This is a genomic window from Shinella sp. OV683 (assembly GCF_057787725.1).
Map to the genome: position 1 here is coordinate 2290974 of NZ_CM173543.1, position 21303 is coordinate 2312276.

The following is a 21303-nucleotide window of genomic DNA, read 5'->3' on the forward strand; positions in this document are numbered from 1 at the left end:
TGCTTTCGGATGGACGATGTATTTGCCCGCGCCTTTAGCAAAGATTTTCAAGACTTGCACCCCTGTCGGCTATCAATGTTTGGAATGAGGCTCATCAATGAGTGACCTGAAGACTGCGATCGGCCTGATGAGCGGCACATCGATGGATGGCATCGACGTCGCGCTTGTGCGGACCGACGGCGAGGGCCGGGTCGAGCGCGGGCCGTCGCGCGGCTTTGCCTACCCGCCGGCATTCAGGAAAACACTGGCTGCCGCGCTGGAGACCGCCAAGCAGATTGACAAGCGCGACCAGCGTCCCGGAAATCTCGGCGACGTTGAGCACGAACTAACGTTACGGCATGTAGATGCGGTGCGGCAGTTCCTTCTGCACATTCAATTAGCAAAAGAAGATATTGATCTCATTGGCTTTCATGGACAGACCGTGTTGCATCGTCCGCATCAGGCACTGACGGTGCAGATCGGCGATGGGCGGCTACTGGCAAAGGAGACCGGTATTTCCGTTGTCTACGATATGCGCGCCAATGACATGGTGCATGGCGGGCAGGGCGCACCGCTTGTGCCCGTCTATCATGCGGCGCTTGCGGCCGGGATTGAAGGGTTCGCCGGCCGGCCGGTGATGTTCGTCAATATCGGCGGCATTTCCAACCTCACCTTCATCGGTTCGGACCGCACCATCGTCGCCTACGATTCCGGACCTGGCAACACACTCATCGACCAATGGGTTGAGGCCCATGCCGGCGTGCCGTTCGACCAGGGTGGTTCCATAGCGCTCGAGGGTGGGGTCCTTGGTGGATTGGTCGATCGCTATCTAGACCATGCCTTCTTTACCTCCGACGCGCGGATGTCGCTGGATCGCAACGATTTTGTTCCGCCGGCACCCGATGAAGCCGGGCTCCATGACGGCGCTCGCACGCTTGCCTATGTCACATCGGCCGCGATCGTGCGCTCGATGCGACATTTGCCGCAGAAGCCTGAGCTGATCATCGTTTGCGGCGGCGGCAGGCTCAACCGGGTCATCATGGCTGATCTCAAGATGCTTTCGGACGGCGCGGAGGTCGAGCCCGCCGAGGCCTTCGGATTCGATGGCGACAGCATGGAGGCGGAGGCCTGGGCCTATCTTGCGGTTCGTTCGTCGCGTGGCTTGCCACTGACGTTTCCGGGGACGACCGGCGTAAAGAAGCCGGTTACGGGCGGAGTTCTCGCGAGGCCCTGATTTCGGCGGCTAGAGACGGCCTTCTTCCGTGATGATGTGCGTCATCGGGATATCGTGCGTTTGCGGATAAATTGTCGAAAGTCGCTGGATTGCGTAGCCGACGCCGATGATGGTCGGCTTGCCAGGATGGGCTGCGAGCGTCCGGTCAAAGAATCCACCGCCATAGCCCAGTCGATAAAATGACGAGTCATAGCCAACGAGCGGCGCTATGACGACATCGGGGAGCATTTCCCTGCCATCCGCGGGAAATGGGATGTTCCATACGCCACGGTCGAGTCTTTCGCCCGGGCGCCAGGAGCGAAACACCAGCGGCTGACGCTTGGTCACCACTACCGGCAGGAGGCAGGTTGCGCCGCCCCCGACGATCCGTTCAATCCATGGACGCAAGTCCGGCTCGCCGCGAAATGGCCAATAGAGGCTGATCGCCTTTCCACTGACGTCGCCAATGGTCTGATCCAGCCCGGAAGCGATGGAAACCGTCATTGCATTCCGCTCGTCGGCCGAGAGCTGTAGGCGCATGGCAATCAACCGCTCTCGCTCGGGCTTCCGCCACGCATAGACTTCTGCGGCCTCCAATGAATTACCCTCCACGCCCTTGAAACAGTGCCGTCTTTGGGACGGAAACACGTCGCTCAGCCATCTTGTAATGATTAAATAATGCGCAGATAAAGCGATTTGTGATTATTCTCTGCCCATTCACTGGATGTCGATATGACGGACGCGCCGCATACTGATCAAAATTCGACCATATTGCCTAAATTTCAGCTATTCTCTCCAATTCTTGCCGGCGCGACTCTCAGAGAGCGATTGCTGGGTTGTCTCGGCGCCCTGATCGGCATTTGCGTCACTGGCCTTTTCTGCAGCTACCTCTTCGGCTCCGATGTTGCGCTGCCTCTGATTGTTGCGCCGATCGGCGCCTCGGCGGTACTGCTGTTCGCAGTTCCCGCCAGCCCGCTGGCGCAGCCCTGGCCGATTATCGCCGGCAATACGATTTCGGCGCTGGTTGGGGTGACAGTTGCCCGATTCGTGCACGATCCGATGCTCGGCGTGGGGCTTGCGGTGGCGTTGGCGATCGCTGCCATGTCGTTTACGCGTTCGCTGCATCCGCCGGGTGGCGCCGCGGCACTGACGGCAGTGATCGGCGGGCCGGCCGTTGCTTCCGCGGGCTTCTGGTTTCCCTTTGTTCCCGTTGCCATCAATTCCGCCATTCTGGTTGGGCTTGGCCTGCTGTTTCATCGGCTGGCGCGGCGAAATTATCCGCATCGAACAGTGCACGCCGGGACCAATATCCACAAGACCGCTGATGCACCGCCACTTCTGCGGGTCGGCTTCCGTGACGAAGATATCGATTCAGCGATCGCCGATTTGAACGAAACGCTGGATATCGATCGTGGCGATCTCGATCGATTGCTGCGGCAGGTCGAGATGAAGGCGCTGATCCGCAAGCACGGCGAATTGACTTGCGGCGACATCATGTCGCGTGACGTGATCAGCATAGAAATGGATCAGAGCGGGACCACAGCGCGGGCCCTGTTGCTGAAGCATGATTTGAGAACGCTGCCGGTCACCGGACCCGACGGCAAGCTTGTCGGCACCGTTGGGCTGCGGGAACTGGCGCAAGCGCCTGACCGGGATACGACGCCGGTGTCCTCCGCAATTACGGCGCGCGCCGACGCTCCCGCGATCGGCCTTCTGCCGTCGCTGACCGATGGACGCACACATGCCATAGTCATCACCAATGCGGCAGGGAAGATCGAGGGCATCGTTTCTCAAACCGATCTTCTCGCGGCCTTGTCAAAGAGCCTGGCCTCACCCGTTCGCAGCGAAGAATTCATGCAGCGTGCGCAGGGAATTTAGCCGGGTAAATACGCGCAAGGCCGGCTTGTCGACGGCCCATGGCTTTGGCCGCGCCTTTGACGCGATCTGCTTTAGCACCCGCGCGGTCTCTCCTTGGTTCGACGTCCGACGACAATTCGCGACGCGCCGTACTCAACGAGATCAGCGCGAGAGAGTTCCATTGCACTGCCGAATATCCAAACGCTCTCGTTCAGGACGTGTTATGATACGGAGATATCCAGGTCCTTTGACCGGAATGGACATTTCCTTTGACACTAAGTTTTCCAAACCACAGTAGAAGCTATGACGAGACCGGCCGACGCATCCGTTTTTCCGGCTATGACGGCATGTTCGAAATCCGTTTTTTCATCGAGATCGAAGCTCTCAACAGGGTGTTTGCCGGTAAAGCGGCAAATGAAAATGAATATCTTTCGACCTTCGATACAGGCCGCGACGCCATATTGGATGCGGCGAAGAAGGCCTATGGTCGCGGCCGCGCCGCCACGATCTGCACGCTGAGCGTTGCCGATTTCGCCTGAAAACATTGGTCCTCCCTTCCAGCGTCGCAAGAGATTTTGCAACGCTGGGCGGATAGGGATTTTCGTCCGCTGGTCATCGCCGGGCGCTCATGCTCCAAATTCTCGCACACAAAACAACAAGAGGGAACGTGAACGATGCTGATCCGCTTTGGCTATGACATAACCATCCAGTGTGAACAGCAGACACCGATGGTGTGCCTGCTCAGTTCCCATCTCGACCGGGCAGGGGATATCCGGTCGCCCGAGCAGGTGGCGACACAGCCCTTGGTGCCGACGACAACCTATGTCGATCTGTTCGGCAATGTCTGCCGGCGCTTCACGGCTCCGGCCGGTCAATTCTCGATCTGGGGTGACGGGACCATCGAAGATAGCGGCTTGCATGATCCGGTCTTCCTCGACGCACAGGAAACACCGGTCTCGGATTTGCCCGACGAGTGCCTGCTATTCTTGATGGGCAGCCGCTATTGCGAGACAGATCGTCTGAGCCAGATCGCCTGGGACCTTTTCGGAAATGTAGCCCCCGGCTGGCGGCGTGTGCAGGCGATCTGCGATTTTGCCCATTCGCGCATTACTTTCGGTTACATGGACGCCCGTAGCACCCGCACCGCGTACGAAGCCTATGAGGAGCAGATTGGCGTTTGCCGCGACTATGCCCATCTGGCGATTACCCTTTTGCGCTGCATGAACATTCCGGCGCGATATGTGAACGGCTATCTCGGCGATATCGGCGTGCCGATTCTCGACCCGCAGGATTTCAGCGCCTGGATCGAGGTCTATGTCGGCAATCGATGGATGACTTTCGACCCGCGCAACAACATTCCCCGCATCGGCCGGATCGTGGTTGCGCGCGGCCGGGACGCCGCCGATGTGCCTTTGATCAACTCCTTTGGCCCGCATGAACTCAAGGCATTTCGCGTCTGGACCTATGACGTAACAGGGCTTCCCCTGCCTTTGTCGATGGGTCGAACGGGGTGAATGGTTACATTTTTCTGGCAGCTGTCGGGGCTGAATATCAGCCTTCCGGGGCGATCTTAACACGGAGAAATCAGGCCCGTGACACGACCGGTATGCGCAGTTTTTCGATCTCTCGTCAAAGATCACTTGCTGAATAGACGTTTACCTTGTTATTGTATGCCGCAGTGCAACATGGTGGATATCGAATGGCTTCGAAGCCCTTAGCAACAAGAATACGGTCCGGCCTCAACCCGCTTGCGCGTGGATTGCGCCGCTGGTGGCTGCGTAGCGTTTGGGGAATGGATATCGGCGAAGGCACCGAAGTTTCCTATAGTGCCCGGCTGGATAAGACCAATCCCCGGGGTATCCATATCGGCGATTACACGGCCGTGACGTTTGAGTCGGTGATCTTGACTCATGATTTCGTCAACCGGAAACACCTCGATGTCTGGATCGGCAAAAACTGCCTGATTGGCGCTCGTTCGATCATTTATCCAGGCGTGAAGATAGGCGACAGCTGCATCATTTCCACCGCTGCCGTGGTGATGAAAGACGTGCCATCCAATTCCGTGGTTGCCGGAAATCCCGGCCGGGTCATCGAGACAAACATCCGCACCGGCAGACTGGGCCAGAGATTGCCGGCACCTGAAGTTGCCGCCGATGCGGCTCCCATTGCGGCCGCTGGTGTCAGCGCTGAATGAGCGAGGTGTGAGCTTGCAGATTGCACCGTTCACGATGGCGGACCAACACCTGTTCGCGCAGCTGTCACGTGATTACAATCCGGTCCATATCGACGACGTGGCCGCAAGGCGAACCATGTTCGGACGGACGATCGTGCATGGAATGCACCTGATTCTGCGCGCGCTCGATGTGCTCGCGGGGCAGGGTGACGTGCCGACATTCGGCAAGATTGTCGCGCGCTTTCATCGCCCGGTGTTCCTGGATGAGCCCTTGTCGCTGGAGATTCGCTCGGTCCCGAACGGGCTGGAAGTTTCCTATGCCAGCGACGGTGCGCAACTGACGACGATGACATTGACGCAGCCGGCAAGTTTTTCCGATGGCGATTGGTCGCCCGCCGAAGATACGCTGCCCAGAACGCCGCGAGAGCGCAGCATCGAGCAGATGGTTGGGCTCGAAGGTGTCGTGTCGTTGCCGCAATCGCCTGCGGATATCCGCACCGTGTTTCCGAGTGCTTCCATCGGCTACGGAGCCAATCGCATCGCCAACCTGCTTGCAATCACCCAGGTGATCGGGATGGAAGTTCCGGGGCTTCATTCGATGTTTGCGACACTTTCCGTCGAGCTGCTTCAGGGGCTGGGAACTGAGCTGCGTTTTCAGGCAAAGCGCGTCACGCCCAAACTTTCGCATGTGCAATTGCAGTTTGAGAACAGCGCGCTCAAGGGGTCGGCTGAAACATTTGTCCGGCCGCGGATCGCCGCCGTTACGCTTGAAGCCTGCCGGCAGGCTGTCACGGCAGGAGAGTTTTCCGGTCGTCGCGCCTTGATCATCGGCGGTTCGCGCGGCTTGGGGTTGCTGACGGCCAATTTGCTGGCTGCTGGTGGCGCAGACGTCGTGCTGACCTACCGCAACGGCCGAGAGGAGGCGGAAGCCGCTGCCGAAGCCTTGCGGGTGGCCAATCTGACCGCCAGTGCCGTTCACCTCGACGCGTCGTCGCCGGGCGAAGCATTCGATATGTTGCAACGCGCAAATCGAACTGTCACAGACATGTTCTATTTTGCGACGCCGCACATTTTCGTGCGCAAGAAGAAGCTGTTCGAAGACAATCTGACCTCGGGATTCATCAAGGCCTATGTGAGCGATTTCCTGGCAGTGCTGGAGGAAACCAAAAAGGTCAGCGATGGCCACCTTGCGGTTTTCTATCCCTCCAGTGATGCGCTGAATGCTCCCTTGAAGGATCTTGCGGAATACTATGTGGGCAAAATGGCAGGTGAAGCAGCTTGCGAGATGTTGAACCTATACGATGACGCCGTGACCGTGACGGTGGACCGCTTGCCGCGGCTGCCGACCGACCAGACTGCGACGCTGATGAATGTCGCGACGGCCGATCCGGTCGCTGTCATGCTGGGCATATGCCGGCGGATGACCGCGGCGAATACAAATACCAACCAACTTCGAAATGGATGAATGAAATGACCGACAAGCTGGTGGAAATCTTTGCACTCACCCTCAATCAGCCCGCCGAAGCGATCAACGACGATACGGCGCCGGCCAACAACGAGGCGTGGGATAGCCTTGCCAACATGCTGCTGATCGCGGCGATCGAAGAAACCTACGAAATCGAGCTGACGACGGCCGAAATCGAGTCGATGAAAAGCGTCGGCAAGGTGCGCGCCGTGCTCGAAAAGCGCAACGCAGTCGCGGTCTAATCCAGACGCATGTTCGAAACGACAATTTTGTGAGGCAGCCATGTCTTTGATGCAGCTTAGAACGGATTGGCTCCGCGTAAGCCGGGCAACAACTATCTCCGAAGAAAAGCGAGACAGAATCGTGGTCGCGGCGACCTTCACCGCAGATCCGATCGTTCCCTATCTTGGTGCGCGCCTCGTCGACGATCCCGCGCGGCCTCCCGTCCTGACCATCGCGCCCTATAACCAGCTCTTCCAGCTTTGCCACAACTGGCAGATGGATTATGCGGACCATACGCCTGAAGTCATCGTCATTCTCTGGCGCATCGAGGATCTGTTGCGCAATGACTTCCAGTCGGTGCTGCGCGGTGGCTCTGATGCAACCATCTTCGAGAAGGTCGGCGAGCTTGCCGACGCGGTGGCAATGCTACGCAAGACGTTCGGCGGCCGCATTGTCTGCAGCATTCCGCCATTTCCGCACCAGTCGGACCACGATATCCGCGCGATTTCGAGCTCGACCACGGTCGGCGCCCTGCATCGCAAGGTCGTCGACTTGTGGGTGTCCCGGATCAGCGAAATCAACAATGTCGGGCTTCTCGATCTCGACGGCATGCAGCGCTATGCAGGGATTGAGGCGTCGCTCGATTGGCGCAAGTGGTATCTCTACCGCCAGCCCTATAGCGAAGCGTTCTGGGACCGGATTGCCGAGGGCTGCGCTGCCCTGATTCGTTCGCAATCGACCGCCTCGAAGAAATGCGTCGTCGTTGATTGCGACAACACGCTGTGGGGCGGGATCATCGGCGAAGATGGGCTCGGCGGCATCCAGATCAGCGAAGACCATCCCGGTTCGATCTTCCGCGACTTCCAGGAGCAGCTGAAGACCTTGCGCAGCCAGGGCGTAATGATCGCGCTTTGCAGCAAGAACAACGAAGCCGACGTCTGGGAAGTGTTCGACAAGCATGACGGCATGGTGCTGAAGCGCGACGACGTGGTTGCTGCCCGGATCAACTGGATCGACAAGCCAGCCAATATCGCCAGCCTGGCGGAAGAGCTGAATATCGGCCTCGACAGCTTTGTCTTCGTCGATGACAACCCGATGGAAATCGAGCATGTCAGGGCGGCCCTGCCCATGGTCACCTGCATTCTCGTGCCAACGGAGCTGACGACATTCCCGCGGGAATTCGGCGCCTATCGCGGTTTCGATCGCGACAAGATCAGCAGCGAAGACCGCGTTCGCTCCGACATGATGCTGCAGGAGAAGAAGCGGCGGGATCTCGCGACCGCAGTTAGCCCCGAAGAATTCCGGCGCGATCTGCAGCTCAAGATCGATGTGTTCGAGGTACGCGACGAACACATTTCCCGCGTCGTCCAGCTCATCAACAAGAGCAACCAGTTCAACCTGACCACCCGCCGGAAGACGGAGGCGGAACTGACGCGCCTACTGGCCGATCCGAACCACTCGGTTCTGGCCTGGCGGGTCTCGGACCGCTTTGGCGACTACGGCCTGGTCGGCGTGGCCATCCTGGAACATGAAGACGAATCGTCGGAAATCGAAACGCTGCTGATGAGCTGCCGCGTGCTCGGCCGCGGGGTGGAGAAGTCGGTGTTTGCAGCCGTCTCCGACCTCGTCAGCCGTCGCGGCACGAAACAGCTGGTGGGTAGCTACCTCAAGACCAACAAGAACCAGCTGGTTGCGGGTCTCTATTCCGACTATGGCTTCGAGCAGGTATCGTCGGAGCGCTGGGTTCTCGACGACATGGCCAAATCGAAATGGCCCGAGGAAATCGGCCGCCTGGGCTTGTGATCCTCCGAAGCTTTTCAGAGTGGGAGAAGGCTGGCAACCGAGGTTGCCAGCCCTCTGCTTTTGGGACGCGATCAACGTTCCAGAAGAAGGACGATAATAACGCGGCGAGGGGCTCTGATCCCCTCTCGCCGGCTGCCTCGGTGGCCGGATCGATTAAAATCTAATTTTTGACTACCGCGCAGGCTACCCCGGCCTTCAGAATCGTATCGCAGAGGTTGTTGGCGTCCTTTCTTGTCTCCCGGCCGATTCTTGCTGCAAACTTCTGGCGCATGCCGATACTCCTGGGCTTTTGCCGCACGATCAGCGCGCGCTCGCTATTGAGAGGCTTGGGTAACTTGGCGACAGCCTGGAGAAAAAGCCGGCTCGCGATGCCTGGATCGAAATGTGCAGAGAGTTGGACACCCCAGGGTGCCCAATCGGCGGATTGAATTAGGATCGGCTCGCGCAAACGTCGGCTCACAGCCAACCGAACGCAGGCGTCGAGGAAGGGTTTTGCCGGATCCAGAGATGCGGCAGCGATTTTAGGAGGATCATCCTGCCATGTCTCTACTGGATGGCCGGTAATCGCAAAGACGTAGTCGCGCGTTTCCAGCGGCAGCCGCCCGCTGCTCAAGAAGGTGCGCAGCCGCTCTTCACCCCCATTGTAGGCGGCCGCGGCCAAGCCAAGATTGCCAAATTGGGAGCGCAGGTCGCTCAGATAGCGCGAAGAAGCCTCAAGCGCCAGCACCACGTCGAAGCTGTTTGAGAGGCCACGCAGTTTCGCTGTCCCCGGCATGAATTGCGCGATGCCTTCAGCACCCTTGGGGCTGACGGCATCTGCCTGGAAAAGACTCTCGCGCCAGATGAGCCGAGCGAAAAATTCGGATGGAACGCCGTTCTCAATCGAGAATTGTTCAATGGCACGGCACAGATCTTGAGGATAAGTCTCGGAACGAATGCAGATTCGCCTTGCAAGGCGGCTGGCGGGGCGTTCGTAGAGACACGCCTTGGTCGAAGCAACGGGGTCCGCAATGGAAGACCGAGGATCAACTCCCTGACAGATTCCGAGCATGAGGCACAAAACGATACGTTTTTGCAATGCGGCCACCCGGCTCATCCCCATCACCCAACGTCGTCTTTAACTCGAACCTACCCCACGTTCGGCAAGTTGCTGGGACTAAATTAGCATAAGCCAATAAAAAAATGCGAGTCCGACCTTTAAAGCGGTGGCGACACGGGAGCGTTTCCGACCGGAGACATTGGATGCGACGACTGCGCGTTTATCTCGCCGCACAAATTCTCAGTGCGCGACGGCAAGGTGTTCGTGATCGGCAAGGCCGTTGTCAGCTATGCGCATGCGGCGGCGGTCCAGTGGGCAGACAGCGGCGAGGTCGATGCGCTATTCGGCAAGACCGGGGGCGAGGACGGCGGTGGTGACTTTATGCAGGCCGTTACACGGCTGAAAGCTTTTCACTAAGGCTACAGTGTAAGCTTAATGTTCGTTTCCACGTAAGAAATCCCCGTGGGCGAAATCTTGAGCTTACCTGTTTTTTGATCGTAGTCGATCAATCCTACTTTGTGGGCGGGTTTGGCTACTTTCGATTTGAACACACTGGCGTTACTATACTCAATCCAATTTGGAACTTCTTGAACTGTCAGGTCTTCAGTCGAACCGTACATCAATGCCATCATCTTATCTTTAGCCGAAAGGGATGTATTAAGGACGCGTGTTCGGCCACCGACTTTCCAGAGAATGGGAACCGGGCGATCAATTATACTTTCAACGATATCCGCAGCTTCGTCTAACGACACAGCATGAAAGACGCGCACTAACTCCGCCATGATCCATTGGCACATCGAAAATACCAGTGTCGCGTCCATATGGTTTGGATCAACGTCTCCACCAACGTGCCCAACATTTCTGTTGTTGCGGACTTCGTAAAGAGCGACGAGCATTCGGGGTATTTGGATCCGGATCGAGCGCGGGAAAGCCACCTCGTTTTCGAGCTTCTTGCACTCACCTTCCATTGATCGTGGCTTGTACGGTGAGGCAGCAAAACTTCCGTCTACATGTCCTTTTAGAATTGAATATACAATCTCACAAAACTTGCCGCCGCTGAGTTCGGCGGGCTCCCAACGGCCTTCGCGGAAATTCCTCGCAAGCTTATTATACTCTTCGATCAATGGATCGCGCAGCCCAGAGGGAATATTGTGTAAAAAGTTGGAAGGAGCTGCGGTCACTTCTTAGCTTTCACCTTCAACGGCAAAGAATGCTCGACGAAATTTCGGCCCGCTGAGGTTAGTTTTATGTTTTGAAGATCGCTACAATCAATAGTGCTTTTTCTGCTTTGGGCGTTTCGCAATACCGACGGCAAGTTTGTTGGCTCTTTTCTCGCCGGGGTTCTGCGGATGACTGTTCCGACATCATCAATAGTAGTCGCTGGAAGTTCCAGTATCTCAGAAAGATAATAGACGATCGCGGCTATCATATCTTGATCAGACAGCGCAGTGGTAAGCTGTTTGGTAGCTAGGAAATCCTCGAAGCTGGCCTTTCCTTGCGGATGCAGATCAAGGTTCTTATTAAGCGACCATGATGACTTACCGTTTGCTCGCTTTTTCCGACCTGCGCCCTTTTTGCCGCGCTCATCGGACTGTCCTTGGTCGATCTCTTCGACGTCCTGTTCATCATCGTGGGGCTTGGACACATGGATTACCCGCTCCTTGTGTCCGCTCTTTTCGCCCGAAAAAGCTGCAACCATCGCCTTAAAAGCTTCCTGTTGAACCGCTTCGGAGCTAAATGCGTTCGCGGCCTCAGCAATCTTCGGCATACGCTCCAAAAGAGCGTCTAAATCTTCCTTTGACATATTTTCTCTCCGCCGGCATGTGATGGCCGTGATTCCCCGGGAGAAGAATATGTCTTAAAACGTGCAGGAGTCCAGTGAGTGCACTGCGACGCGTTACCCCAGCGGTTTTCGGGGTGACAAGAAATTAGTTTTCGCCGGTATCTATTTGATTGTTATATAGTTTTTGGTGAGAGCGATGGGATTCGAACCCATGACCTACTGATTAAAAGTCAGTTGCTCTACCGGCTGAGCTACGCTCTCCCAGGCAACGATCTTGCGTTGCGGAAGTGGGCGATACATATGCGAAGCGGCTTTTGCCGGTCAACCCTCAATTCAACAATTTTTTCAAGTGATCTGCGGCAAAAGGTGCCCTCAACAAAAGGTGACTGGCTTAAACCGGCATGCTTGGCTAAACCAGCAGCCGCGAAGTGGTTGGCCCGGAGTTGGAATGGCAGTCTCGGATATTTCCTATTTCAGCGCGCTGGCCGCTGGCGCGCTTTCATTTCTGTCGCCTTGCGTGCTGCCGCTTGTGCCGCCCTATCTCTGTTATATGGCCGGCATTTCGATCGAGGATTTCAAGAATCCGCAGGCGGCCGAAGCCGACAGGACGCCGCGCCGGGCTGTCATGCTCGCCTCGCTGTTCTTCACGCTCGGCTTCTCCACGGTGTTCATTGCGCTGGGTGCCAGCGCTACTACCATCGGAATGGCACTTCGCCAGCACCTGGATATACTTGCCCAGGTTGGAGGCGTGATCATCATTGCCATGGGCCTGAATTTTCTCGGCATCCTCAAGATTCCCTTCCTGTCGCGTGAAGCCCGATTCCAGTCGGGCGGCAAGCCGGCGACGCTGACCGGCGCCTATATCATGGGCTTGGCTTTCGCATTCGGCTGGACGCCGTGCATCGGTCCGATTCTCGGAACGATCCTCGCGGTGGCGGCTTCGCAGCAGACGGTGAGCGAGGGGGCGGTGCTGCTCGGTGTCTACTCGCTTGGTCTTGCCGGGCCGTTCTGGCTGGCTGCGGCCTTCTCCGGCCTGTTCATGGCCTTCCTGATGCGGTTTCGGAAGCATCTTGGCGTGGTGGAGAAGGTCATGGGGGCGTTTTTGGTTCTCACCGGGCTTGCATTCATCTTCGGTTTCGTCGGTGATATCGCCATCTGGTTCCAGCAGACCTTCCCGATTCTGATGAAGATCGGCTGAGAACGTCCTCGATCCGCGAAAACAGACCGAATGGCTGAAATCTCCACGCTTGTCCTGCCGTTTTTCGGGCTGATCCTGCTCGGCTTCGTCGCTGCCAAACTGCGAAAACTCGATGAGAGTGCACTGGGCTGGCTGAATTTCTTCATCATCTACATCGCGCTGCCGGCGCTGTTCTTCAAGATCATCGGCCGCACGCCGATCGAGCAGCTGACGCGCTTCGATTTTATCCTCACCAGCCTTGGCGCGACCTACACGGTGTTTGCGCTGATCTTCATCATCGGGCGCGTGATGCGAAGGAATTCCATTGGGGAGGCGACCTTGCAGGGCTTGGCGGCGGCCTATGGCAATATCGGTTATCTCGGTCCCGGGATCGCCTTTGCAGCCTTCGGCGAGGCTGCAGCCCTGCCTCTCGCCCTGATCTTCGCGTTTGAGAACCTTGTCCATTTCACCGTGGCGCCGGCATTCATGGCCTTCGACGGGCATGAGAAGCGCCCGCCATTGGTGCTCGCCCGCGATGTTGCGCTGAAGATTGCGCTGCATCCCTTCATTATCGCCACGTTTGCGGGTTTCCTCGCTGCCTATAGCGGCTTTGAGACACCGGCAGCCTTGCAGACGATGATCGACAATCTGGCGCAGGCGGCCGCGCCGTGTGCGCTGTTTGCCATGGGCGTGACGCTGGCGCTCAGGCCGCTGAAGCGCGTGCCGGCAGAAATCCCTTACATCGTGCCGGCCAAGCTCGTGTTGCTGCCGGTGGTGATGTATCTGTTCATGAGCCTGTTCGGCAACTTCCCGGCCGTGTGGGTGGAGACGGCGCTGCTGCTTTCGGCACTGCCGACGGCGACCAATGTCTTCGTCATCGCCCAGCAATATGGCATCTGGCAGGAGCGCGCCTCGGCGACGGTGCTGATCACCACCGTCGTTTCGGTTCTGACTGTCTCGGCGCTGCTATATCTGCTGAAATCAGGCGCGTTGCCGATCGACCTTTTTCCTTAGGAAGCTCGGGAAATTCCTGAAGGCGCGACCGGGAGACACGCCTTCCTGCATGGCGAGATGGCGCAGCGGTGGCACCGACGCCAGCAACTGCAATCCCGCCGCGCGCAGCATCTGCACCGGCAGAAAGCCCGACAGCAGCGAACGGTTCATCAGGTCGATGCCGGCGGTGCGGGTATAGACATCGGCGCGGCGCTGGCGATCATAGGCATCACCGATCGCGAGGCTTGCACCGCGCAGCTTGGCGTCATAGGCGAGATCGACGGCGGTGGGGATATCGCGGAGGCTGAGATTGAGGCCTTGTGCGCCGATGGGCGGGAAGACGTGGCCGGCTTCGCCGATCAGCACGACGTGGCCCTTGCCGAAGTGATGCGCGGTCATGGATGACAGCGGCCAAGCCTGCGGCTTGCCTTCGACACGCACCTTGCCGAGCATCGATTGCATCTTCGCTTCGATCTTGAGATTGAGGGTGGCTTCATCGAGATCGAGGATCGGCTGGGCTTCTTCCGGCTTGACGACCCAGACAAGGCTGGAGCGCCGGCCGGCAAGCGGGACCTGCGTGAAGGGGCCGGTCTCGGTGTGGAATTCGGTCGAGATGTTCTTGTGTGGCAGATCATGGGCGAAATTCAACACGACGGCCGTCTGCGGATAGTTGTGCGTGCGAACATCGATGGCTGCGGACTGGCGGACGAACGAGTTCCGGCCGTCAGCACCGACCACCAGGCCGCTTGAAATTGTTTCGCCTGTTGACAGCGTCAGCTCAGCGGTCTCGCCGATCACAGCCATGGACGTCAACTGCGCAGGCAATCGCGTCAGCCGCGGTTCGCTTTGCAGGGCCGTGTTGAGGATTTCCAGGAATGCTGCATTTGGAATGTTATAGCCGAAGGCGGGCAGGTCGATCTCCGAGGCCCGGAAGGCCACGGTCGGCGCGCGCAGCAGGCGGTTGGTGGCGTCGACGATCTGCATGGTGGAGAGCGCGGTGGCATGTGGAGCGACAAGATCCCAGATGCCGAGGGTCTCGAGGAACTTCACCGAATTGTCCATCAGTGCCGACGTGCGGGCGTCGATCCTGCCGTCGTCAGGCGCGATGAATGCCGTGTGGAAGCCTTTGCGGGCAAATGCCAGTGCTGCCACAGAGCCGGCAAGGCCACCGCCCACCACAGTGATTTCGAAAGTGTTCATTGGCGAACCTTCCCTTCTTGCTAAACGCCGCGTCTCATCGCCGGACTCGGCTTTGCTGGACAGCGTGCTTGTTCGCAAAGGAATATAGCAACGATTGCGCCAAATCCATTGGTCTCTTTGGCGCAGGCCGGCAGGGGTCAGTCCTGGCGGCCGCCCTGCAGCAGCCTGAGACGCAGGATGCGCGACATCAGGGGCGTCGGCGCGGATTGGCTGACCGCAACGCTGGCCAGCGGCTCGACCAATGATGCGGTGGTCATGTCATTGAGGAATGAGAGACGGGTTGCGTCGAGCGTGTGGCCGCGATCGCCAATTCGGGGCGCGGCATCAAGAGACGCCAGCGATCCAAACAGCCGGTCGCAGACCGCATCCTTGGACCTGAGTGGCAAAAGCAGCATTTCGTAGGCGAAGGGCTCCTCGTCTTCCGCCTGACCGTTAATATCGATGAGCAGCGGCGTACGATTTGCCAGTACGCTTTCGGCTGCGAGTTTCATTTTGTGACGCTGCATCGCAGCAAAATACGACAGGAAGTCATTGCCGCGCGCTTCCTGTCCCAGGATGGCACAGACACGCGTGCCGGCCAGCCGGAAGCGGAACGTGCCGGCTTGGTCCATTTCGAGAATGAAAACGTCGGGCAGGACTGTTTTAAGGGCCTGCGGGTCGATATCGGCTCGCAGGGGGGCGGCCTCGTGCTTCCGTACGAGGTTAAAATAGTCCAAAACTCCCTGTGTTGTTTTGTGGCGCATCTGTTTCGTCTAAACCTGTTTTACACGTCCTGTTTCAAGATTTGTGGACGTTTAGTAAGGGTGTAGCGAAAACCGTGCCACGCCGGGGCAAGATGCCAGCGCGTGGATGTTAAGGTTAATTTTGTGTTTTCATTGCCATCTTTGCGCCCAAATGGCATGGATAATCCCATCTCAGGAAGGGTTTCCTTCAGCACATACTAAACCGGTCAGACCTCCAATAAGTCGATCGTGCCGTCCGCAAACAATGCTGGACGGCATTTTTTTTGCTGCTATGAGCATAGCCACGCCAAATGGCATGAAAGCAGCGTGATGAGTGAATTGGAAAACCAGTCGGGCGAACCTGTGGTCGAGCATGCGGCGACGGAAGAGATCGCGCCGCCCAAGTCTGAGCCGATCTTCAATATTCCTGCCATCCTGATCTTCTTCATCGGCCTGATGGTGATCATTCACCTGGTTCGTACTTTTCTGCTGCCACCGGCATGGGACGATGCGGTGATCATGGTGATGGCGTTCATACCGGTGCGCTACCTCCATCCTCTCGCCGAGCAGGATCTCGCCGGCTGGCTGATCGGTCCTCTTGGCTATTCGCTGCTGCATGGCGGCTTTGTCCATCTGATCTTCAATTGCGTCTGGCTAGCCGCCTTCGCAACGCCGCTTGCGCAGCGCATCGGCAGCGTCCGCTTCATCCTGCTGTGGGTGACGTCGGCGATCTTCAGTGCCTTCTTCCAGGCCTTCATCACCGATTTCGCCAATGTCGTGCTGATTGGTGCCTCAGGCGTCATCTCGGCCACTGTTGGGGCGGCCTGCAGGTTCTCGCTGGCGCTTTCCGGAACATCGGCGATGCGCTTTGCACGCTTTGCGCCAAGGCTCGGAATTTTTGAGGCGCTGACCTATCGGCCAGTGATCATGTTCATCCTGATGTGGGTGCTCTCCAACGCGCTCGTGGTCTATGGAGCAGGCGTGCCGACGCAGGGCTACAATGTCGCCTGGCAGGCGCATGTCGGCGGCTTCCTGTTCGGGTACCTTACCTTTGGCTTCTTTGACACGGCGCGGTTCATGACGTCGCCGGCCGGCCGGTAACTTTATTTCCCGCTAATTCTTGCTTTTGCCGATTTTCAAGCGCACGATTGCTTTGTTCGACGGTGGCGTATTCGTAGGGAGCATATGTTGCTCCAACTAGACTCCCCGGTGGCCACCCAGGGCATTTGTACCCATGCAAGGAGGAGAAATGCATGAGTGTGAAGGCGATACTGGACGAAAAAGGCCGCAATGTTCTGACGATTTCGCCGCAAGCGACTGTCAGGGAAGCTGCAAAGACCTTGCACGATCATCATATCGGCGCGGTCATCGTAATCGACAAGAACGAGCGTATCGCCGGCATTCTCGCCGAGCGCGATATCGTTTCGGCGATTGCCCGCTTTGGCACCGAGTGCCTCGATAAATCAGTCTCATCGATCATGTGGCCGAATGTGCATCGTTGCCGCGAGGATACGTCGATCGGCGAGTTGATGTCGCTGATGAGCGCCAAGCGTGCCCGCCATGTGCCGGTGGAGATGAATGGTCATCTGGTTGGCATCATCTCGATTGGCGACGTGGTCAAAGCGCATATCAAGGCGATCGAGCGCGAAGCCGAGGAGATCAAGGCATACATCGCTGGGTGAACATTCCAGTGCACGAATCCGAAAGGCCGCAGCGGCATCCCACCGTGCGGCCTTTTGCATTTCCAGACAGTAGACATCAATAGGAGCGGATGGCTTCCTGCAGGCGCCTGATCTCGCGGATCATAGCTTTGGCTTCCTCGTAGCCGCGGTCGATCAGCTCCGAGGCACGGTGGAATTCCGATAGGCCGATATCGGACAGCCGCGGTTGCAGTGCCAGATCCGGCGGATCACCGGCGAGACGCGCGCGGGAAATACGGTCCTGGATGATGTTGAAGGCTTCGACCATCACGGCGGTTACGCCGAGATTGCCCATCTTGCGGTGGTCGCCATCGCGCTCGAAGGTCTTTTCAAGCGGCTGGACGGTGGCGGAATGCTTGACCACCGCCGAGCGGCCATAGAGGTCGTAATGCAGGTTGATCGCCACGACCAGCGGCTGCTCGTAGGCGCGGCAGACCGATACCGGCACCGGATTGACGAGCGCGCCATCGACCAATGTGCGATTGTTGCAGGTGATAGGCTCGAAGATGCCGGGCAGGGCGTAGGACGCGCGGATGGCGGTGATCAGCGAGCCGGATTCGATCCAGACTTCATGGCCGGTACGGATTTCGGTCGCGACCGCGACGAAGCGCTGGCCGAGGCCCTCGATCGAGATGCCTTCGAGATGTTCCTGCATGCGCTTGGTCAGCCGCATGCCGGCAAACAATCCGCCACCGCCGATAGTCAGGTCGAGAAGGGCAGCCATGCGCCGCATGGTCAGCGAGCGGGCGAAGGCTTCGAGTTCATCGAGTTTTCCTGCGAGGTAGCAACCGCCGACCAGTGCGCCGATTGATGTGCCGGCGATCATGCCGATCTCGACGCCTTCCTCATCCAGCGCGCGCAATACGCCGATATGGGCCCAGCCGCGCGCGGCGCCACCACCGAGGGCGAGTGCGATCTTGGGCTTGGGTGGCTTGGCTTTTTCGATGGTTCCGGGTACTCCGGCAATGTTGCTGACGCCGTTTTCAAGAGAGACGGCCGGTTCGGTCTGGCGATGAAAATTCCAGTTCAGCATCGCTACTTTTCCTACACTGGCTGAACAACTTCCGCTAGGAACATTAGTTGCGCAAACAGGTTAAAGAAAGTCAAAGAATTTCTTCCTTTGTGCAATTATGAAGCAGATGCCTAACCCTTGTATATTTCCTAGGGAACAAAGCGCTTCACATTGTCGGCAATTATTAATTTGGCGATGCCACCGGCCAATTCCACCTTGCGGTAAAAGCAGGAGCGTCGGCCCGTGTGGCACGTCGCAGCATGACCGCCGACCGACACTTTCAGCAGCAGTGCGTCCTGGTCGCAATCGGTCATCAGCTCGACGACGGTCTGTAGGTTTCCCGACGTTTCGCCCTTCTTCCAGATCTTGTTCCGGGAGCGGCTGAAATAGTGGGCGATGCCGGTCTCCAGCGTCAGCGACAGGGCCTCGGCATTCATATGCGCTACCATCAGCAGCGCATTGTCATGCGCATCCGTCACCACGGCCGTGACCAGGCCGTTGGCGTCGAATTTAGGGCTGAAGGTCAGGCCCTCCTCGAGAACCAGCTTGTCCGGGGAGGGCGCGTCGAAGGCGAGCACCATGGGTCAGCTCAAAAAGCCGCCGGAGGAAAAACCGCGCAGCATGGTCATGAAGCGGGCCTGTTCCTGCGGGTTGTCCTTGAAGACGCCGGTGAAGGTCGTGGTCAAGGTCGACGAGCCGAGCTTCTTGACGCCGCGCATGGCCATGCACATGTGATCGGCTTCGATCAGAACAGCGACGCCGCGTGGTGCCAGCGTCTCGTCGATCGCCTTGGCAATCTGTGCCGTCATGGCTTCCTGCGTCTGTAGGCGCTTGGCGAACACGTCAACGGTGCGGGCGATCTTGGAAAGACCCAGAACCCTGCCGTCCGGTAGATAGGCGACATGCGCCTTGCCAATGATCGGCACCATGTGATGTTCGCAATGCGAGAAGAACGGGATGTCCTTGACCATGACGATATCATCATAGCCAGCCACTTCCTCGAAGGTGCGGCCGAGTGCTTCGTCGGCTGATTTCTCATAGCCCGAAAACAGCTCGGCGTAGGATTTGACCACGCGCGCCGGCGTGTCCAGGAGGCCTTCGCGCTCCGGATCCTCGCCGATGTAGCGCAACAGCGTGCGCACGGCTTCTTCGGCTTCTTTCTTGCTAGGCTTGCGGGAGACTTCGTCTTCTCGCGAAAATTTCTTCACAACTGCGTCCATGAATGGCCTCGTGATCCCTGAAGGAACATGTAAGTCGGACTACTCGCCGCTGGCCATTCACCTGTCCCTGCAGGCATGAGCTCCGTTGGCGGGCTCCGGGGCGTCGGTCCCATCGTCTCAGTGACGGTTCCTCTGCACGGTTTCCCAAACAACGGGCAACAATTGCACTTGCAAATCTGTCGCCCCATCGCGACATACCATATAGTATGCGTCTGGCTGAGGCAAAGGGCCCCCGTTGTCTTTTTACTGGATACGGTGGAAAATCCTGCCCGGTTCAAACACTCCAATGAAATATTTGCGACATGGCGATGGACGATATTTACAACAACAAGATCCTTGAATTTGCCGGCAACATACCGCTGACCGGCTTGCTGGACGACGCCGATGCCTTCGCGCAGGCTCATTCCAAGCTCTGCGGCTCGAAGGTCAAGGTGTGGCTGAAGACCGAGGACGACCGCGTCACCGCCTTTGCCCACGACGTCAAGGCCTGCGCGCTCGGCCAGGCGTCGTCGTCGATCATGGCCCGACATGTGGTGGGCGCGACATCGGACGAGCTCAAGCAGGCGCGGCTCGACATGCTCGCCATGCTGAAGGAGGGCGGCGAGGGCCCGAGTGGCCGTTTCGAGGATATGCGCTACCTCAAGCCCGTCAGGGATTACAAGGCCCGCCACGCCTCCACCATGCTGACATTTGACGCCGTCGTCGATTGCCTCGGCCAGATCGAGGCGGCGCGCCATGTGCAGCCAGCCTGATTGCGGCCATTCCGCACCGGGCGGGTTGAAATACAAGGGCCGCAACTGGTCCGGCCCGTTCCCGAAAACGCCGACGCGTCTGTTCGGCATGGGTTTCATACGTCTGTACCAGCTCACCCTTTCCAGCCTGATCGGCAATTCCTGCCGGCACATGCCGACCTGTTCCGAATTCGGATATGAGGCGATTGCCAGGCATGGGCTGTGGGCTGGTGGCTGGATGACGTTTTTCCGCGTCTCCCGTTGCGGCCCGTTCGGTAGCCACGGCATCGATCCGGTTCCCGAACAACTTGAAAGCCGCATGCGCTGGTATCTCCCCTGGACATACTGGCGCCGCAGCAAAGTGGACGCTGTATGACCACCTATGTCGCGCTGCTCTATTCGATCATTATCGACAAGAGTCGGCGCATTGCCATGGCAGACTTGCGCGGCATCGCCGAGAAGCTCGGACACATCAACGTCCGCACGCTGGTCTCGACGGGCAACATGATCTTCGAGGCCGACGAGCAACCTGTCGAAAAACTTGAAGCCGGGCTCGAACAGAGCTTTGCGGATTTCCACGGCAAGCATGTGGATATCATCATCCGCAGCGCCGAGGACTGGCGCAAGCTGGTCGTCGCCAACCCGTTTCCCGAACAAAGCCTCGCCCATCCCGACCTGGTGGCGGTGCGCGTCATGCGCGAGCCGGCGAAGGACGAGCTCTCCGAACTTTTCAAGCCCTATCAGACGCAGGGTGAACAGGTGCGGATCGTTGATGGCGATGTCTGGGTCGCCTTTGCCGGCCGGCCGAGCCAGTCGAAGCTTGCGGGCATTCTTACGCCAAAACGCATGGGCGGCATTGGAACGGCGCGCAACTGGAACACGGTCAGACGGCTGAGCGAGATGCTGGCGGAGTAAAGACCCGGCCGGCGCTACCCAGCATCCGCAGTTCTCCTGGTGATCCAAATCGAGCTTGGGACGCATTGGCGAGGATGCTATGCTGTGCATACCTTTGCC

25 protein-coding genes and 1 tRNA gene are annotated in these 21303 nt (G+C 58.2%); 16 read left to right on the forward strand and 10 right to left on the reverse strand.

The window, feature by feature from the left end; genetic code table 11:
* The first annotated feature begins 97 nt into the window (after positions 1-97).
* Complete coding sequence (locus ACXHRN_RS10905) at positions 98-1213, forward strand: anhydro-N-acetylmuramic acid kinase (RefSeq protein WP_488641335.1); 1116 nt, start codon at positions 98-100, stop codon at positions 1211-1213.
* Between the two features lie 9 nt (positions 1214-1222).
* Here the strand turns inward: ACXHRN_RS10905 and ACXHRN_RS10910 are convergent, their stop codons facing one another.
* Positions 1223-1789, reverse strand: coding sequence for a 5-formyltetrahydrofolate cyclo-ligase (locus ACXHRN_RS10910; RefSeq protein WP_488641336.1), 567 nt, complete (start codon positions 1787-1789; stop codon positions 1223-1225).
* A gap of 135 nt (positions 1790-1924) precedes the next feature.
* Between ACXHRN_RS10910 and ACXHRN_RS10915 the strand changes: the two genes are divergently transcribed.
* The 7 genes from ACXHRN_RS10915 to ACXHRN_RS10945 all read left to right on the forward strand — a co-directional run bounded on the left by ACXHRN_RS10915 (position 1925) and on the right by ACXHRN_RS10945 (position 8712).
* Entirely contained in the window at positions 1925-3070 is a 1146-nt protein-coding gene (locus ACXHRN_RS10915; protein WP_488641337.1) for an HPP family protein, read from the forward strand.
* Between the two features lie 248 nt (positions 3071-3318).
* Positions 3319-3588 carry a DUF1488 family protein gene (locus ACXHRN_RS10920; RefSeq protein WP_488641338.1) on the forward strand — a complete coding sequence of 90 codons (270 nt, stop codon included), beginning with the start codon at positions 3319-3321 and terminating at the stop codon, positions 3586-3588.
* Positions 3589-3723: 135 nt separating this feature from the next.
* A complete protein-coding gene (locus tag ACXHRN_RS10925; protein ID WP_488641339.1) occupies positions 3724-4563 on the forward strand; it encodes a transglutaminase-like domain-containing protein in 840 nt (279 codons plus the stop codon).
* Between the two features lie 278 nt (positions 4564-4841).
* Positions 4842-5243: an acyltransferase gene (locus ACXHRN_RS10930; protein ID WP_488641340.1), complete on the forward strand. Its 402-nt coding sequence runs from the start codon at positions 4842-4844 to the stop codon at positions 5241-5243.
* 7 nt (positions 5244-5250) lie between these two features.
* Positions 5251-6687: an SDR family NAD(P)-dependent oxidoreductase gene (locus ACXHRN_RS10935; RefSeq protein ID WP_488641341.1), complete on the forward strand. Its 1437-nt coding sequence runs from the start codon at positions 5251-5253 to the stop codon at positions 6685-6687.
* 5 nt (positions 6688-6692) lie between these two features.
* Positions 6693-6929, forward strand: coding sequence for an acyl carrier protein (locus tag ACXHRN_RS10940; RefSeq protein ID WP_488641342.1), 237 nt, complete (start codon positions 6693-6695; stop codon positions 6927-6929).
* 121 nt (positions 6930-7050) lie between these two features.
* Positions 7051-8712, forward strand: coding sequence for an HAD-IIIC family phosphatase (locus ACXHRN_RS10945; protein WP_488641343.1), 1662 nt, complete (start codon positions 7051-7053; stop codon positions 8710-8712).
* Between the two features lie 160 nt (positions 8713-8872).
* Here ACXHRN_RS10945 and ACXHRN_RS10950 read toward each other — a convergent pair whose 3' ends face one another.
* Entirely contained in the window at positions 8873-9808 is a 936-nt protein-coding gene (locus ACXHRN_RS10950; protein ID WP_488641344.1) for a transglycosylase SLT domain-containing protein, read from the reverse strand.
* A 186-nt stretch (positions 9809-9994) separates the two neighbouring features.
* On the opposite strand from ACXHRN_RS10950, the gene ACXHRN_RS10955 reads away from it, so the two are divergent.
* Positions 9995-10168, forward strand: a complete 174-nt coding sequence (locus tag ACXHRN_RS10955) for a hypothetical protein (RefSeq protein WP_488641345.1) — start codon at positions 9995-9997, stop codon at positions 10166-10168.
* A gap of 2 nt (positions 10169-10170) precedes the next feature.
* On the opposite strand, the gene ACXHRN_RS10960 is transcribed toward ACXHRN_RS10955, so the two are convergent.
* The 3 genes from ACXHRN_RS10960 to ACXHRN_RS10970 form a co-directional block, all read right to left on the reverse strand.
* On the reverse strand, positions 10171-10932 hold the full coding sequence (locus ACXHRN_RS10960) for a hypothetical protein (protein ID WP_488641346.1): 762 nt from the start codon (positions 10930-10932) through the stop codon (positions 10171-10173).
* Complete coding sequence (locus ACXHRN_RS10965; protein ID WP_488641347.1) at positions 10929-11555, reverse strand: hypothetical protein; 627 nt, start codon at positions 11553-11555, stop codon at positions 10929-10931. The genes ACXHRN_RS10960 and ACXHRN_RS10965 overlap by 4 nt, the downstream gene beginning before the upstream one ends.
* A 164-nt stretch (positions 11556-11719) precedes the next feature.
* Positions 11720-11795, reverse strand: a tRNA-Lys gene (locus tag ACXHRN_RS10970).
* A gap of 187 nt (positions 11796-11982) precedes the next feature.
* On the opposite strand from ACXHRN_RS10970, the gene ACXHRN_RS10975 reads away from it, so the two are divergent.
* Positions 11983-12732: a cytochrome c biogenesis CcdA family protein gene (locus ACXHRN_RS10975; RefSeq protein ID WP_488641348.1), complete on the forward strand. Its 750-nt coding sequence runs from the start codon at positions 11983-11985 to the stop codon at positions 12730-12732.
* Positions 12733-12762: 30 nt separating this feature from the next.
* Complete coding sequence (locus ACXHRN_RS10980) at positions 12763-13725, forward strand: AEC family transporter (RefSeq protein ID WP_488641349.1); 963 nt, start codon at positions 12763-12765, stop codon at positions 13723-13725.
* Here the strand turns inward: ACXHRN_RS10980 and ACXHRN_RS10985 are convergent.
* Together ACXHRN_RS10985 and ACXHRN_RS10990 are read right to left on the reverse strand one after the other, a co-directional pair.
* Positions 13693-14904: a UbiH/UbiF family hydroxylase gene (locus tag ACXHRN_RS10985; protein ID WP_488641350.1), complete on the reverse strand. Its 1212-nt coding sequence runs from the start codon at positions 14902-14904 to the stop codon at positions 13693-13695. The genes ACXHRN_RS10980 and ACXHRN_RS10985 overlap by 33 nt on opposite strands.
* Before the next feature lie 137 nt (positions 14905-15041).
* Entirely contained in the window at positions 15042-15647 is a 606-nt protein-coding gene (locus ACXHRN_RS10990; RefSeq protein ID WP_488641351.1) for a PAS domain-containing protein, read from the reverse strand.
* 309 nt (positions 15648-15956) lie between these two features.
* Between ACXHRN_RS10990 and ACXHRN_RS10995 the strand changes: the two genes are divergently transcribed.
* Both ACXHRN_RS10995 and ACXHRN_RS11000 read left to right on the forward strand, forming a co-directional pair.
* Positions 15957-16727, forward strand: coding sequence for a rhomboid family intramembrane serine protease (locus ACXHRN_RS10995; protein WP_488641352.1), 771 nt, complete (start codon positions 15957-15959; stop codon positions 16725-16727).
* Between the two features lie 152 nt (positions 16728-16879).
* Positions 16880-17308, forward strand: coding sequence for a CBS domain-containing protein (locus ACXHRN_RS11000; protein ID WP_488641353.1), 429 nt, complete (start codon positions 16880-16882; stop codon positions 17306-17308).
* A 76-nt stretch (positions 17309-17384) separates the two neighbouring features.
* On the opposite strand, the gene ACXHRN_RS11005 is transcribed toward ACXHRN_RS11000, so the two are convergent.
* The 3 genes from ACXHRN_RS11005 to folE all read right to left on the reverse strand — a co-directional run bounded on the left by ACXHRN_RS11005 (position 17385) and on the right by folE (position 19558).
* On the reverse strand, positions 17385-18359 hold the full coding sequence (locus ACXHRN_RS11005; RefSeq protein ID WP_488641354.1) for a patatin-like phospholipase family protein: 975 nt from the start codon (positions 18357-18359) through the stop codon (positions 17385-17387).
* A gap of 128 nt (positions 18360-18487) precedes the next feature.
* Positions 18488-18919, reverse strand: a complete 432-nt coding sequence (hisI, locus tag ACXHRN_RS11010) for a phosphoribosyl-AMP cyclohydrolase (protein ID WP_488641355.1) — start codon at positions 18917-18919, stop codon at positions 18488-18490.
* A 3-nt stretch (positions 18920-18922) separates the two neighbouring features.
* A complete protein-coding gene (gene folE, locus ACXHRN_RS11015; RefSeq protein WP_488641356.1) occupies positions 18923-19558 on the reverse strand; it encodes a GTP cyclohydrolase I FolE in 636 nt (211 codons plus the stop codon).
* 308 nt (positions 19559-19866) lie between these two features.
* Between folE and ACXHRN_RS11020 the strand changes: the two genes are divergently transcribed.
* Genes ACXHRN_RS11020 through ACXHRN_RS11030 form a run of 3 tightly spaced genes read left to right on the forward strand, consistent with a single transcriptional unit; the run spans position 19867 to position 21204 of the window.
* Positions 19867-20310: an iron-sulfur cluster assembly scaffold protein gene (locus ACXHRN_RS11020; protein ID WP_488641884.1), complete on the forward strand. Its 444-nt coding sequence runs from the start codon at positions 19867-19869 to the stop codon at positions 20308-20310.
* Complete coding sequence (gene yidD / locus ACXHRN_RS11025) at positions 20294-20665, forward strand: membrane protein insertion efficiency factor YidD (protein ID WP_488641357.1); 372 nt, start codon at positions 20294-20296, stop codon at positions 20663-20665. The genes ACXHRN_RS11020 and yidD overlap by 17 nt, the downstream gene beginning before the upstream one ends.
* Positions 20662-21204, forward strand: a complete 543-nt coding sequence (locus tag ACXHRN_RS11030) for a DUF1697 domain-containing protein (RefSeq protein WP_488641358.1) — start codon at positions 20662-20664, stop codon at positions 21202-21204. The genes yidD and ACXHRN_RS11030 overlap by 4 nt, the downstream gene beginning before the upstream one ends.
* The last annotated feature ends 99 nt before the right edge of the window (positions 21205-21303 follow it).